The organism is Metabacillus litoralis (assembly GCF_007994985.1).
GTDB lineage: Bacteria > Bacillota > Bacilli > Bacillales > Bacillaceae > Metabacillus > Metabacillus litoralis.
This window is the reverse complement of sequence record NZ_VOQF01000006.1, coordinates 405,951-421,015: the sequence shown is the minus strand read 5'-3', so window position 1 is coordinate 421,015 and position 15,065 is coordinate 405,951. Positions and strand designations below refer to the sequence as shown.

General features: G+C 33.1%; 15 protein-coding genes. 9 read left to right on the top strand and 6 right to left on the bottom strand.

Annotated features, from left to right (window positions below; all coding sequences use genetic code 11):
- Positions 1–96: 96 nt before the first annotated feature.
- The 3 genes from FS935_RS12670 to spxA all read left to right on the top strand — a co-directional run bounded on the left by FS935_RS12670 (position 97) and on the right by spxA (position 3,045).
- Complete coding sequence (locus FS935_RS12670) at positions 97–1,314, top strand: putative glycoside hydrolase (protein ID WP_146948954.1); 1,218 nt, start codon at positions 97–99, stop codon at positions 1,312–1,314.
- Positions 1,315–1,785: 471 nt separating this feature from the next.
- Positions 1,786–2,370 (top strand): GNAT family N-acetyltransferase, encoded by a 585-nt coding sequence (locus FS935_RS12665; protein WP_146948953.1) that lies wholly within the window; start codon positions 1,786–1,788, stop codon positions 2,368–2,370.
- 279 nt (positions 2,371–2,649) lie between these two features.
- Positions 2,650–3,045 carry a transcriptional regulator SpxA gene (gene spxA, locus FS935_RS12660; RefSeq protein ID WP_146948952.1) on the top strand — a complete coding sequence of 132 codons (396 nt, stop codon included), beginning with the start codon at positions 2,650–2,652 and terminating at the stop codon, positions 3,043–3,045.
- Positions 3,046–3,144: 99 nt separating this feature from the next.
- Here the strand turns inward: spxA and FS935_RS12655 are convergent, their stop codons facing one another.
- Positions 3,145–3,819 carry a TerC family protein gene (locus FS935_RS12655; protein WP_146948951.1) on the bottom strand — a complete coding sequence of 225 codons (675 nt, stop codon included), beginning with the start codon at positions 3,817–3,819 and terminating at the stop codon, positions 3,145–3,147.
- Between the two features lie 339 nt (positions 3,820–4,158).
- Between FS935_RS12655 and mecA the strand changes: the two genes are divergently transcribed.
- The 5 genes from mecA (at position 4,159) to pepF (ending at position 10,580) form a co-directional block, all read left to right on the top strand.
- Entirely contained in the window at positions 4,159–4,830 is a 672-nt protein-coding gene (mecA, locus tag FS935_RS12650; protein WP_146948950.1) for an adaptor protein MecA, read from the top strand.
- A gap of 345 nt (positions 4,831–5,175) precedes the next feature.
- A complete protein-coding gene (gene cls / locus FS935_RS12645; RefSeq protein WP_146948949.1) occupies positions 5,176–6,687 on the top strand; it encodes a cardiolipin synthase in 1,512 nt (503 codons plus the stop codon).
- A gap of 491 nt (positions 6,688–7,178) precedes the next feature.
- Entirely contained in the window at positions 7,179–8,375 is a 1,197-nt protein-coding gene (locus tag FS935_RS12640; RefSeq protein WP_146948948.1) for a competence protein CoiA, read from the top strand.
- 4 nt (positions 8,376–8,379) lie between these two features.
- A complete protein-coding gene (locus tag FS935_RS12635) occupies positions 8,380–8,616 on the top strand; it encodes a hypothetical protein (RefSeq protein ID WP_146948947.1) in 237 nt (78 codons plus the stop codon).
- Between the two features lie 137 nt (positions 8,617–8,753).
- On the top strand, positions 8,754–10,580 hold the full coding sequence (gene pepF / locus FS935_RS12630; RefSeq protein WP_146949027.1) for an oligoendopeptidase F: 1,827 nt from the start codon (positions 8,754–8,756) through the stop codon (positions 10,578–10,580).
- A gap of 64 nt (positions 10,581–10,644) precedes the next feature.
- On the opposite strand, the gene FS935_RS23655 is transcribed toward pepF, so the two are convergent.
- On the bottom strand, positions 10,645–10,818 hold the full coding sequence (locus FS935_RS23655) for a hypothetical protein (protein ID WP_168714481.1): 174 nt from the start codon (positions 10,816–10,818) through the stop codon (positions 10,645–10,647).
- Positions 10,819–11,607: 789 nt separating this feature from the next.
- Here FS935_RS23655 and FS935_RS12625 point away from each other — a divergent pair.
- Positions 11,608–12,045, top strand: a complete 438-nt coding sequence (locus FS935_RS12625; protein WP_146948946.1) for an NUDIX hydrolase — start codon at positions 11,608–11,610, stop codon at positions 12,043–12,045.
- 84 nt (positions 12,046–12,129) lie between these two features.
- Here FS935_RS12625 and FS935_RS12620 read toward each other — a convergent pair whose 3' ends face one another.
- The 4 genes from FS935_RS12620 to FS935_RS12605 all read right to left on the bottom strand — a co-directional run bounded on the left by FS935_RS12620 (position 12,130) and on the right by FS935_RS12605 (position 15,022).
- Entirely contained in the window at positions 12,130–13,014 is an 885-nt protein-coding gene (locus FS935_RS12620) for a ClpXP adapter SpxH family protein (protein ID WP_146948945.1), read from the bottom strand.
- On the bottom strand, positions 12,998–13,429 hold the full coding sequence (locus FS935_RS12615) for a globin domain-containing protein (protein WP_146948944.1): 432 nt from the start codon (positions 13,427–13,429) through the stop codon (positions 12,998–13,000). The genes FS935_RS12620 and FS935_RS12615 overlap by 17 nt, the downstream gene beginning before the upstream one ends.
- Before the next feature lie 365 nt (positions 13,430–13,794).
- On the bottom strand, positions 13,795–14,466 hold the full coding sequence (locus FS935_RS12610) for a lytic transglycosylase domain-containing protein (RefSeq protein ID WP_439116646.1): 672 nt from the start codon (positions 14,464–14,466) through the stop codon (positions 13,795–13,797).
- Positions 14,438–15,022 (bottom strand): CYTH domain-containing protein, encoded by a 585-nt coding sequence (locus FS935_RS12605; RefSeq protein WP_146948943.1) that lies wholly within the window; start codon positions 15,020–15,022, stop codon positions 14,438–14,440. The genes FS935_RS12610 and FS935_RS12605 overlap by 29 nt, the downstream gene beginning before the upstream one ends.
- Positions 15,023–15,065: the final 43 nt, after the last annotated feature.

Below are 15,065 nucleotides of genomic sequence, written 5' to 3'. Positions count from 1 at the left end.
AATAGTTAGCTGTAGGGGATAACCTCGAAATTTGTAGTTTTAACACGTGTTCTTTCTTTATACTTAAGATATCAATATTAAACTGGGGGAGATTAGATGCAGGGGTTTCATAGTCGACATTTTGTTTTATGCATTATTTTTCTAACGACTATACTATTTATTTCTACTGATGTTGAAGCAAATACGAAAGAAGAAATTAATAGTAAAAATCATGTGGAAAATAAAGTAGGACTACAAATAAAAAGCATTCCTGAGTCAATGCCTAGATTTGTGTATGATTCCGGTTATACATTTACTTATCCAGATGCTGTTAGAGGGATTTATGTTACAGGGCACTCTGCAGGTGGAGAGAAATTTCAAAAACTTAAAAATCTTATAAAAAGCACAGAGCTTAATGCAATGGTTATTGATGTAAAAGATGATCATGGACATCTTACTTATATACCTGATAAAGCTTCACCTTATTTTAATATTGGAAAAAACTACATAAAAGATCCAAAAAAACTATTAAAGGAAATGGAAAAAGAGCAAATCTATCCGATTGCTAGGATTGTTGTGTTTAAAGATACTGAATTAGCTAATCAAAAGCCAGAATGGTCATTTAAGGAAGGTACAGAGGTATGGAAAAACGGTAGGGGAGAATCGTTCGTTAACCCTTTTGTAGAGGAAGTATGGGAGTATAACGTCAATATGGCAATAGAGGCAGCCAAGCTTGGATTTGAAGAAATTCAATTTGATTATGTACGGTTTCCAGAGGGATTTGAACGACGTGATGATAAGCTAGTTTATAGTAAAGGGAAATATGGTGATGATAAGCAAGATAATGTACAAAAACGTGTAACTGCTGTGACTGATTTTGTTTCATATGCTAAGAAAAAATTAGAGCCTTACGGAGTAGAAGTTTCTGTAGATATATTTGGATATACAGCAACTTTAAAGGAGGCACCAGGCATTGGACAAAATTTCTCAAAAATATCAGAGCATGTTGATGTTATTTCATCAATGATTTATCCAAGTCATTGGACTTCATATTTTGGTATTGCAAAACCTGATCTAGAGCCATATAAACTTGTTAGCGAATACGCAAAATTAGAAATTCAAAAGCTAAATGAACTCACAAACAAACCAACCTCAAGACCATGGTTGCAAGACTTTACTGCATCATATTTAGGAAGTGGTAATTATCAATCTTATGGCAAGGAAGAGGTACAAGATCAAATTAGGGCTTTGAATGAACATGGTATTAAAGAATTTTTACTATGGAATGCAGGAAATACCTATTCAACTGGAGTTGATTACACACCCGTTAATTAAAAATAAAAGTAATAGTAAGAATATGTATAGAAGCGTTTGGGTCAGTCATAGCCCAAGCGTTTTTTTATTATCTTCATTTCTTGGTGTTCATTTAGTATCTACATTAAAAAAACAACAGATAATTTTACCAATGATGAAGGGAACCATATATGTAGTTCGACCTCCATTTAAATGATGTTAAAGCTTAATATTGGCTTGCTCTTAACACTTTGTTTATTTTAGTAATAAAGGCATGAGAAACTGTTTAGAGAAGCGTGTCAAAGGGTCCTACAGGTGCTCGTACTTAGGGAAATTGGTTTTGGAAATAGGGATTCATTTTATTCCTAGGATGCAAATACCAGTAAAGAAAATCAACAAAAGAATAAAACAAAGCCAAAATAAAAAATTTACCAAGTTTAATACTAAAAAAAGCAGGGTATACATAATTGTGGGAGAACTTAGTAGTGTAAATTCGAACAAGGGAGTAGATCAATGAATTGGTATGAAAAACTCAATCAGTATTTTCCCATAGAAGAAATGAAATCTAAAGAACACTTAGAGATTTTACTTAAGGAAAAAGGAGATATATATCATAAAGATGAAGGTAAGCATCATGTAATGATGTATGTAGAACTTGATGATTTTGTGTTTATTGATTATATTTTTGTCTCAAAAGACGCACGTGGTGAAGGGCTAGGAAACAAATTAATTGAGAAGCTCAAGAAAAAGAGGAAACCAATCATTTTAGAAGTAGAACCAGTTAATTACGAAGATACTGACTCAGAAAAACGATTGAAATTTTATCAAAGAGAAGGATTTAAGCATGCTACTTCTATAGGCTATGAACGTCGATCTCTTGCAACAAATGAAGTAAATAAAATGGAGATTCTTTATTGGGCCCCAAATAATGAATCAGAAGAACAGGTTTATGATGCGATGAAACAAACATATAAACTCATTCATACCTTTAAGGATAAAGAGCTTTACGGTGATTCGTATCAGCCAGTTGATGATGTATTAACAATTAATAATGACTCTAAGAATGATAATAATGACCTATTTAAAGATTTAAGTTAATTGAGAAAATGAGATGGTAATTGACAATGATAAGACAAAATTTGATCTATTTTCCTTAATTTTGACTAAAAAGACAAAAAAATGACTGTATAGTCAAATAGTGATTTACTTAAGTGAATTAGTAATGTAATCGATTTGTCATACTTTTAACATAAAATCTATATGCATACTTACTTTTTTATAGTATAATCAATTTAGAGATTTCTTATTTAAAGTAATTTCAATTTTATATACTTTTCTTTATGAAAACTCATTCTATAATTAGAGGAGTGAAGGATAATGGTTACACTATATACGTCACCAAGTTGTACTTCATGTAGAAAAGCTAAAGCTTGGTTAGAAGAACACGACATTCCATATATTGAGCGAAATATCTTCTCTGAACCTTTAACAATTCAAGAAATAAAAGAAATTTTGAGAATGACTGAAGATGGAACAGATGAAATTATCTCGACTCGTTCAAAAATTTTCCAAAAGTTAAATATAAACTTAGAAACATTACCTTTACAAGATTTATATAACTTAATTCAAGAAAATCCTGGTCTTCTTCGTCGCCCTATTATTATCGACGAGAAAAGACTACAAGTAGGATATAATGAAGATGAGATTCGTCGTTTCCTACCACGTCGTGTTCGTACTTATCAATTAAGAGAAGCTCAACGTTTAGTGAATTAACTAGTAGAAAAGGCAAATTCTTATAAAAGAGTCTGCCTTTTTCATATTTTATATAGTTTCTTATTTGGAAAAGGGCTGAAGTCATTAAGTATTATGTGTTTATTTATTTGTTTGTAGATTTATTAGTTGGTGATATAGAATACCTGCCAAAAGCACAAATGCTGTTGTTAAAAATGGTAAACTATATGCTAAGTATTGATGTGTCATAAATAATGACTGTAGTTTATTCTCACCTACCATCATCTTCCCTGCAGTAAATGATAATAAGCCTCCTCCAACATATATCAGAATAGGATATTTTGTTAATAATACAAGGATCAATTTACTTCCCCAAATAATAATTGGAATTGAGATGAATAAACCTATAGCAACAAGTAACATGTGCCCCTGTGCGGCTCCAGCTACGGCAACTACGTTATCAAAGCCCATTAATAAATCTGCTACAACAATGGTTTGTACAGCTTTCCATAAAGAAGAGTGACTTTTTATTTTATTAGAATCATCGTCTTTTCCTACAATGAGATGGAAAGCAATATATAGAAGGAAAATCCCTCCGATTAGCTGTAAAAATGGGACATTTAATAAATACACAGCAATTAAAGTAATGAGGATTCTTATAATAATTGCGAGTACAGTACCAAAAATAATTGCTTTGTTCCGCTGAATAACAGGTAAATTTCGACATGCCATTGCGATTACAACTGCATTATCTGCGCCAAGCACGAGATCAATTCCTATAATGACTAATAGTGATAGTAAGAAATCTTGTTCCATAAAGTTATACCCTCTTTCAGCTTTTTCACTGCTCGTACAATTATATGAGAGTAATCATAAATTATGATGGAGAATTCATATAGGTAAAACAACTGTTTTTATAAATTCAGAGTTTTTTTATTTCATTTACGACCTTTTTATCATAAAATAGGAGTACAAGATTGCTTCATACTTGAAGGTTTTTTAATAGCTCAGCAGATGATCTACTATTTAGGGATGCTGAAACTCACTTTACCATTGATTAAATCTTTACATGTTTGGGTAAAGTGTAGTAAAGTACAACTACCTTTTAGAGGGGGTTGTCCCTTCAACATCTTATACAGAAGGGAAGGTTGAGAAATGGAAATCGAACGTATTAACGATAATACTGTAAAGTTTTATATTTCGTATATGGATATAGAAGAGCGTGGATTTGATCGTGAGGAAATTTGGTACAATCGAGATCGAAGTGAAGAACTTTTCTGGGAAATGATGGATGAAGTACATGAAGAGGAAGAGTTCATGGTTGAAGGTCCACTCTGGATTCAAGTTCAAGCACTAGATAAAGGTCTTGAGGTTATTGTAACAAAGGCACAGGTTTCAAAGGATGGCCAAAAGCTCGAGCTTCCAATTTCAGATGAAAAGTTGAAAGAGCTTCCGGTTGATGAAAATATTGAATCCTTGTTAGATCACCATTTTAATAAATCCAGTGATTCGAAGGATGAACAAATAGAAGAGTTAGAGCAACAGCTTCAATTTGTTATTAAATTTAATGATTTTGAAAATGTTATTTCTCTATCTAAATATTCGTTGTTAGGTGGTATGACGAATCATTTATATTCTCTAGATAAAAACTACTATGTTTATGTAGAGTTTGAAGATGAAGTTAGTGATGAGGAAATTGAAAATACATTAAGTATTATCCTTGAATACGGACAGGAATCAAGAGTAACGATTCATCGTCTTGAGGAGTATGGTAATTTAATTGCAAAAGACCATGCACTAACTATAATTAAGAAACATTTTTCGTAATATATTTGTGAGACTTTTGCAGAGTAATCAAAAACGAAAAAAAGTTTTCAATAAAATAAATATACTTTATACTATAGCCGATTTCTAAATGAATCGGTATTTTTTTTTGAACATGGGAAATATTATTGTTATTTACAATCCGAGGACAAAATTCCATAAATAAGGTCTATTTAATAAACCTAATGTGATGGAAATAGTAATTTTAGATAAGAGGTTCTAGAATGTGAAAAAAGAATATCACCATGCTTTATACTGTGCTGTCTACTTTGATGTGTTAAATGCAGCAAAGTTTAAGCAAGAGATAAAAAGGGAAGTAAGACTAAAAATAAAGTAAGGTGAAAAAGTATGAGGTATACATTCCGTTTACTATTATTTATTACAGTAATTGCTTCCATTATTTTAATAACAAAAAACCTATGGGGAGATTGGATTGTTGGTACATTCAGTGTACTTTTTACGCTGTCTATTATCTTTATCTGTATTGTTATCTTTCTTGAAAATCGTCATCCCTCACATACAATCACATGGTTGGTTGTACTTGGTGGATTTCCACTGGTAGGTTTTTTCTTTTATTTATTTTTTGGGAGAAACATTAAGAAGAGAAGATTATTTGAAAAGAAAGCATTAACGGATGAAAAGGCTTTTTTAGAAATTGAAGGTAATCAAAGCTCATATCAAGATAAAATAAATCATATGGGCAATCACCAGCAATTATTATTTAAGCTAGCACATCGGTTAGGGCATAGTCCAATATCATTTGCTACAAAAACAAAAGCACTCACTGATGGAAATGAGACTTTTGAACATATTTTTCAGGAGTTAAAGAGAGCGAAGCATCATATTCATCTTGAATATTATATTGTTAGAAATGATGAAGTTGGACAACAGCTGAAAAATCTTTTAATTGAAAAAGCAAAAGCTGGTGTTGAGGTTAGATTTTTATATGATGCTGTTGGATGTTGGAAGCTTTCTAAAGATTTTATAAAAGATATGAAAAAGGCTGGAATTGAAACAGTATCTTTTTTACCTGTGAAAATTCCGTTTTTAAATAACAAAATTAACTTTCGTAATCATCGGAAGATCATTGTTATTGATGGGTCAGTTGGTTTTGTAGGTGGCTTAAATGTTGGTGATGAGTATCTTGGTAAAGACAGTTATTTTGGTTATTGGCGTGATACCCACTTACTAGTTAAAGGTGAGGCTGTAAGAACTCTTCAAATGATTTTTTTACAAGATTGGTACTATATGACAGATAAGAAGCTTTTATCTGATACATATTTATCTTCACCAGCTGCAGAAATAGAGGAAACTGGAGGTGTTCAGCTAATAGCTGGAGGTCCAGATAATAAGTGGGATGTGATTAAGAATTTATTCTTCTCAATGATTGTTTCCGCTAAAGAATCAGTCTGGATTGCATCTCCCTATTTTGTTCCTGATGAAGATATCTTAAGTGCACTAAAGGTTGCGGCACTTAGTGGAATTGATGTTCGATTAATGGTGCCCAAAAGACCTGATAAGAAGATTGTATACTATGCTTCAAGGTCATATTTTCCAGAGCTCCTTGATGCTGGTGCAAAGGTTTATGAATACGAAAAAGGATTTATGCATAGTAAAATTGTGATTGTGGATTATGAGCTGGCTTCAATCGGTACCGCTAATATGGATATGAGAAGCTTTCATTTGAATTTCGAGGTGAATGCTTTTCTGTATCGAACAGGAAGTACACAAACATTGGTTAATGAGTATATAAAGGACATTGATGAATCTAGGGAAATTATTATGGATGAGTTTTCCAAAAGGTCAATCATGAAGAAGCTATTTGAATCAACTGCCCGGTTAATGTCACCAATGCTTTAGAAGAGAGTGGTAGAGGTTAGGACATCAGTGAAGAACTTATACAGAAAGACGAATAAATCTAAATTCATTAAGCTGAAAGAAACAAGTTCGTTCCATTGCGCTGCAGACACTCCATTCGCCGGGGAGGAAGCTGAGCCTCCTCGGCATGCCTGCGGGGTCTCAGCCTTTCCTCAATTCTAAGTAGGTGCCCGAGTGTCTTCCGCTCCATTCCACTAGTTCTTAGAATTAGTATGCAAAAACAAAAAATCTATTGATGACAGCAAATAAAAACCCGGACTATTAGGCGAATGATTAATTGATATATCACCTAATAATTCATGTTTTTCATTAACTTAAATACTTATATCCCAGCCTCATTTGCCTTTATTGATTTTCAAAAAGGAAACGCTTTTTTTACCAAAATTTAATTTAGTCACCTCAACTTTCATTTTTAATGTTTTGATTAATTGAAAGAAATCAAGATAATAAAAGAAATGAAGGGAGGAGATTAAGTGTTTATTGCACTCGATCAAGATGGTAACAAAGTGAATCTTGCTGAGAAAAAATGGTCACACGCTAAATTAAAACAACTGAGGGGAAGATCTCGGTTTATTTGCCCTGTATGTTCTAGTGAATTAGATTTGAAAATTGGTACGGTGATCACATCACATTTTGCTCATAAGAAATTAACTGGTTGTTCATTATTAGAAAGTAGTGCTGAAAGTGAGTACCACCGTAAAGGTAAGTATGATTTGTTTCATTGGTTAGATAAACAAGACTCTATTTCTTCAGTTAAGCTTGAATACTTTTTAGAGAGCATAAAACAAAGACCAGATCTTTTGATCATACATCAACAAAAGCAAATAGCTATAGAATTTCAATGCGCCAAAATAGATCATCAGCTGATTACGAAAAGATCAAGAGAATTTCAAAAAGCAGGGATTGATGATTTATGGATACTAGGAGCCAATTCTATTAAAAGAACAGGCTCTCTCTCATTTCAATTAACAGGCTTTCAATGGCTATTTGTACATATTCATAAGCAAAACAAACCGCCTACTATTATTGCATATTGTTCTGAACAGAAAATGCTTATTATGCTACATAATATTATGCCTTTCTCCCAAAGATCAATCATTGCACAAGCAACACACACTCCACTGCATAGAGTTTCTTTACCCCAGCTATTTCGTGACATGTATCCTACTGAACAGCTTATCCAAGCATGGGTTAATAAAATAAAGAGCTTCCGTCTTCACTCCTCACAACTTAAAACAAAGCAAACACATGCATTAAATATCTTTTTGTATAAAACAAAGCAGCTGCCGCTTTCCTCTTTACCAACGCTGGCATTTCTTCCACTAGCTACAAACTACTTGATAGAGTCACCCGTTTTTATCTGGCAGAGCTGGATATTGATTTTTATTGATCAACTTAGGTTAGGAGCTCATTTTAGCTTTCGTGATGTGTATTTTTTTATCGATACTAAAATACAAGCGGGGCTAATAACGATTAGACGTTTGCTGCATAAAAATCTTCATTACTCCTATGTGATCAAAAGCTATTTACTGAAGCTATGTCAAATGTCTATCATCAAAAGAAGCGATACAAATACATTTATTAAGGAAAAACACATGGTGTGGAAAAGTAAAACCGAAGATCTTTTAAAAAGTGATCAGGAATTATTGTCTAAATTCAAGTTGTTATAGACAAATGAATAACAAATATTTTTTTGAACAAATTAATAGGGAGATATTAACAACAAGAGGTGATCATATGTTTAATAAGAAACGTAAACGTAATACTCTTCTTTTGACTGCATCCATGTTAGGAGTAGGTGCTACGGCTTACTATTTGACAAAAGAAGCTGTGCAGGGTGAAGATAGAGGTAGTGATGAAAGTTCATATCCTTCAATCAATCCATTTGATTTTACCGAGCAAGATTTTTAAAATTCATGCGGAGAAAGAAATCAAGGAGGAAGGATATGAAGCACAATAAAATTTTATTACTCATCACAGTATTTACCATTATTCATTCAATGAATTCGAGCTCCGCATTTGCAAATATTTCAAAAGGGGGAAGAGAAATGTCAGAACAAACTGCTGTGAAAAAATTACCTTCTAGAAATGAAATTAAAACCGAGGATACTTGGAGATTAGAAGATATTTTTTCATCTGATGAAGCATGGGAGAAAGAATATGAAGAAGTGAAAGCTTCTTTACCTAAATTAGCTGAATACAAAGGAAAGCTTGATGAAAGTGCGAACACATTGTTAGACGCGCTTACTTATCAGGATGAAGTGATGGAGCGTTTAGGCAAATTATATACTTACGCACATATGAGATATGATCAAGACACAACAAACTCTACATATCAGGCATTAAATGATCGTGCAAGAAACTTATATACACAAGCTGCGAGCTTAAGTTCATATATTGTTCCAGAAATCTTAGCGATTGATGAAACAAAGATTAAAAATTTCGTAGAAGAAAACAAGGGATTAAAGCTCTATGAACATGCAATTGATGAAATCAACCGTCAAAGACCACATGTATTATCTGCTGAAAAAGAAGAGCTTTTAGCTGAAGCTTCAGAAGTACTAGGTTCATCTAGTAATACATTTGGTATGTTAAATAATGCAGACTTAACATTCCCGACGATAAAAGACGAAAATGGGGAAGAAGTAGAAATCACACATGGCCGTTATGTTCGCTTTTTAGAAAGTGAAGACCGCAGAGTACGTGAAGAAGCATTTAAAGCTGTATACGACAAATATGGTAGCTTTAAAAACACATTTGCAAGCACGTTAAGTGGAACAGTAAAAAAAGACAATTTCAGTGCAAAGGTACGTAATTATGACTCTGCAAGACAGGCAGCACTAAGTAGTGATAATATCCCTGAAGCTGTTTATGATAATCTAATCAGCACAGTTCATGATAATCTTGATTTATTACAACGTTATGTAAAGCTGCGTAAAGAAGTTTTAAAGCTTGATGACGTTCATATGTATGATCTGTACACTCCACTAATTAAAGATGTGAAAATGGAAGTATCTTATGATGAAGCTAAAGACTATATCTTAAAAGGTCTCGAACCTTTAGGTGATGACTATATTTCTATTTTAAAAGAAGGCTTTGAAAACCGTTGGGTAGATGTTCATGAGAATAAAGGAAAAAGAAGCGGAGCATACTCATCAGGAACTTATGGTACAAATCCATATATCCTTATGAACTGGCAGGATAATGTGAATAACTTATTTACATTAGCACATGAATTCGGTCATTCCGTTCATAGCTACTATACGCGTAAAGAACAACCATATCCTTATGGCAATTATTCAATATTTGTGGCTGAAGTAGCTTCAACATGTAATGAAGCTCTATTGAACCATTATTTATTGAACACAATAGAAGATGAGAAAAAACGTTTATATCTTCTAAATCATTTCCTTGAAGGCTTCAGAGGAACAGTTTTCCGTCAAACAATGTTTGCTGAATTTGAGCACATTATTCATCAAAAAGCACAAGACGGTGAACCTCTGACACCTGAATTATTAACGAAAACTTATTATGACTTAAACAAGAAGTATTTTGGTGAAGATATTGTTGTAGACGAAGAAATCGGTCTAGAATGGGCAAGAATACCTCATTTCTATTACAACTATTATGTATATCAATATGCAACAGGCTATAGTGCAGCAACAGCACTAAGTAATCAGATATTAGAAGAAGGTCAACCGGCTGTTGATCGTTATCTTGAATTCTTAAAAGCAGGTAGCTCTGACTACCCAATTGAAGTGTTAAAAAAGGCTGGAGTTGATATGACATCTTCAACACCAATCGAAGAAGCTTGTAAAGTATTTGAAGAAAAGTTAAATGAAATGGAACAATTACTATCTAAAATAAATGCATAATGTAAAAGGGAATGCGGAGTTACCATCGCATTCCCTTTTATGTATCTTCTAGATGTGATGTGTGCTAAAAGCCTTTAAATGTTTTTCGATGGTTTACTATATAAAGGATAATGAATATCGCAATAAACAATAAAGGCGACGTAATATACATAGGCACAAGATTCATAAGACCTAATACGTTTAAAAATAACAATCCAAAAAATATAATTGCCCCTAAAATTATTCCGATCACCTTCATAATAGTCCTCCTTATAACAGTGCTTATTTATATTTTATATGAAGCAAGTGATATCATTATCCTTGTTTGAGGTAATTTTTTAGACAAGCAAGGACTTTTATGTGTTTAGTGTGGAAAAGAAAAAGTTAAAGGTTGTTCATGTAGTGGATAAGATCTCCTCTAGCCTTGGAAAGACACACAGCTAAAGGTCGTCTAGAGTGGATGAAAGACATTATCAGGAAAAAAGAGGAAGCAAAAGGTCGTCATAGAGTGGATGACGGACATTAGCAGGAAAAAAGAGGAAGCAAAAGGTCGTCATAAGGTGGATGAGGTCCTTCAATAGCAGAAGCAAAAGGTCATAAAGACCCTCTAGCCAGGGGAAAACAAGACTAAGTGATCAAAAGAAAATCCCTTCAACAACTCGTTTTAAAGTAAATCAATTACTTCAACTTTTTACTGTTATGTGACATTTTTGTGAAATGATAACTCGACACTTGTCATTTGTCGACAATTTTTGATATATTATAGATGTGAAATTAATCACAAACAAACATTTACCCCTTTGTTTGACCGTGAAAATTTCTCCCATCCCCTTTGTTGTCGTTAAGACATAAAAAAAGACCCTATACTTGTATAGGGTTTTTTATTTATCCTCTTTTTACCTAGAATAAGAGAATGAAAAGTCATTCATTATCCTAAAACCTCAATCAGAGAATGAAAACTCCCATATATTATCCCTTATTTGCTATGCTATAAATAATAGATCACTAGTTCACGTCATTTTGTTCAAGAAAAAGGTGGGGAAGTGCAGTGGAATGTAAAATAATACACCCAGGTGTAGCTGTTATTATATTTGATGAACATGGAAGAGTTTTATTGCAAAAAAGAACTGATGTTGGGTTATGGGGAATTCCTTCAGGACATGTTGAGCCAGGGGAGACAGTTGAACAGGCGGCCAAACGAGAAGTGTTTGAAGAAACAGGCTATGATATTAGCATTGAAAGATTAATTGGAGTTTATTCTGATCCTACTTCACAGATATTTCATTATCCAAATGGAAAAGTTGTTCATTTTATTACAACTTATTTTCTTGCTAAGATCACTGGTGGTCATCTTAGTGTAGATCCTGTGGAATCACTGGATGTAGAATTCTTTCCAGTTACTAAATTACCCAAAGGCCTTATAACAATGCATCCAATGTGGCTGGAGGATGCGCTGTCTTCAGAACAAAAAGCTTTTATTAGATAAGGCATAAAAAAATGACCCCATTGGATCAGATCTCGCTAGAAAGAAGAGAGTGCTGATTTATTGGAGTCATCTCAATTATTATTTTTAATTAATATCATTGTATTTCCAAAATGTTCCGTATTTAGCTTGAACTTTTTCAACTTTTTGAGAAAGTACAAGTTTTTTTAATTCCTTTTCTACTTCTGCTAATGTCATATCGTATACGGTAGCAATTTCTGCTGATGCCACAAATTGATAGTACTGTAAAAAAACTTCTAATGGTGGTGTATGTGAAGGTTTGATTACATCACCTATCATTTCTTTAAGAACTTGCACATACATATCGTATGAATAAATGCCTGTTATTTTTAATCCTTCTTCATCAACATCTTCACTGAAAAAAGCAAGTGTAGGTATTTCTTGGACATCCATTTCTGATGTGATTTTCAAATCACATTGTAAAGCTTTTGCGGTGCTTTGAGAATGTAAATCTTTTTGAAATTCATCAACATCTAAACCAACATAATCAGCAATTTCGACTAAAAGGCTCTCATCAGAAACATTTTTACTTTGAATGAATAATTGTTCTCGTAACTTTCGTAAAAAACGAAGTCCAGCTTTTTTCCCTTGAAGCTCGGCAGATTTAATTGCCAGTGATGCAATATACGGACTTGAAAGTGGGTTATCAAGCCATACATTTCCGTCGCATGACATACCGGTTCGACTTGCAGTTTTCTCCCATGCTTCAGCTAATTTTTCAGGTCTCATTCTCTTTGAAACATTCATAGTAGCCAGTCGTCCACTTATTATATATTTTAAAGTGAACAGACGTCCGTACTCAATCTGTAGCTTTTTTATAATTGGTTCTAGAGCCCAGCATTCTGGACATAGAGGATCAACAAACATATAAATTTCTAAAGGTTTATCAGGATGCCCACTACACTGAGAGAAAAAGAGGGAGACATCTTTTTTCTCATGATTGTCCTTCATTTTTATTAACCTCTTTCTGAACATTGTCATCTTCATTATCTGCACTATTTACCATATGATGTGCAGTAAGGGTGAGACGATGCAATAAAAATTCCTTCACATTTTCTTCTAATTCAATCTCATTCATTGCCTTTTCCATACATGAGATCCATGCATTTGCACGAGATGGAGTGATTTCAAAAGGAAGATGTCTAGCTCTTAGCATAGGGTGACCATGTTCTTCTGTATAAATTTGTGGACCACCTAAATATTGTGTAAGGAATTGTTTTTGTTTCCGAGCTGTTTCAGTTAAATCATCTGGGAAAATTGGTGCTAGCAGTGGGTGATTTTGGACATTTCCATAAAAGGAATCAACAAGCTGCGAAAGTGTTTGCTCTCCAATCGCCTCATATGGTGTTAATTGTTGATCTGTCATGTTGATAGCTCCTTTAACGTTTGCTATTTATTTAACTTTGGACTCTGCCTATTTTGGTTGTCGATTTCCATATTTTTTAGGATCAGATATTATGGGAAAATTTAATCAACAATGTGTTAAAACTCAACTTGAGCTTTAACAAAGTAAGCTTTTACATATTAAAAAAATACGTTTTTTTATTAATAAAATAATTCAACGTCTTTATGACGTATTTATATTTTATCAAGTGAGTTTATATATCTCAAACAAATCGCTCGAAGATGATTGTAAAAGGTCTTTTTATTTCTAGCATGTTGCCATTTTTAATTAAAATCAATGATAAAAATAGAACACCTACTAAAATAGTAGGTGTGTGACTAAACATATTATACTTGATAGGTAGACGTGATTTTGCGAACATAGTTTTGCGTTTCTTTAAATGGGGGAATGCCACCGTATTTGTCTACGTTTCCTGGTCCTGCATTATAAGCAGCTAGAGCTAATGATACATCTCCATTGTATTTAGAAAGCATTTGCTTTAAATATTTTGTTCCGCCTTCTACGTTTTGAGATGCATCAAATGGGTTATCTACACCAAGAGAACGGGCTGTAGCAGGCATTAATTGCATAAGGCCCATTGCACCAGCGTGGCTTTTTGCATTTGTCTTGAAACCTGATTCTTGTTGGATAACAGCTCGGATTAATTTTTCATCTACTCCATATTTAGCTGATGCTTTCGTAATGATATCATCGATTGTACCTGATCCTGAACTAATTGGTGATGTATGACTAATATTTATAGGTAGTTGAGACGAAGTTTTTAGCATCATGCTTGGTAAAGATGCTAAAGAAACCGGCGTTTTTTCAGGAACAGATGTAACACCAGATTGACCAATGAATGACTTTAGTAATTCCTGAAAGTTTGTGTCAAACTCAGGATTGGTCATGCTGTTCGAGGTGTTGTTAAAATTCTGTAATGCTTGGAGTTCCATCAATGTTTTATAGTATTTCATTTTTATATCCAAGGTATTACCCCATCTCTTTATATTTTTGCTCATAAAAACGACGAATTTTATTTTTAGTATGACGAATGGGTATATCCAGTTCATCTAATAAATCAGTAAAAAATACTTTTCCTTCGTCTTCATCTGGGACTTCATATTCTAGTTCGTAATCTTCAACTGATAAATATTGACTGTGATCTAGTACGATAAGGCCATTTTTATATTCTTTTTCAGCTCTTGTAGTAGACAGTGTCCCGAAATACGTAATTGTTTTATAATCAATGTTATGTCCGTTTAATCGTTCTGCAATTTGACCTTCTATTATATGGCCTGAATGAATCATCTCATTAGCAACTTCTTCTGTAATGAATTGATGTGTTTCTAATAAGCCTATCTCAGCAGGCTCTTTCAATGTTAAACAATACTTATCTTGCTTTTTTCTTATCCGGAGAGCAGCACCCAATTCTTTTAAAGAAAATTGTGGTGTATCAAAATAATGATTTTCTTGAAAGAAAAACTCATGTTCTTTTATATTAAAGAAGTCTCTTATTTTTATAAATTCTTCTTGAGTTAGTAAATTTTTAAACTCTATTTCAATTTCTTGTGACATAGCTAAGACCTCACATAGTTAGTATAATAGTTCTTTCTATTAT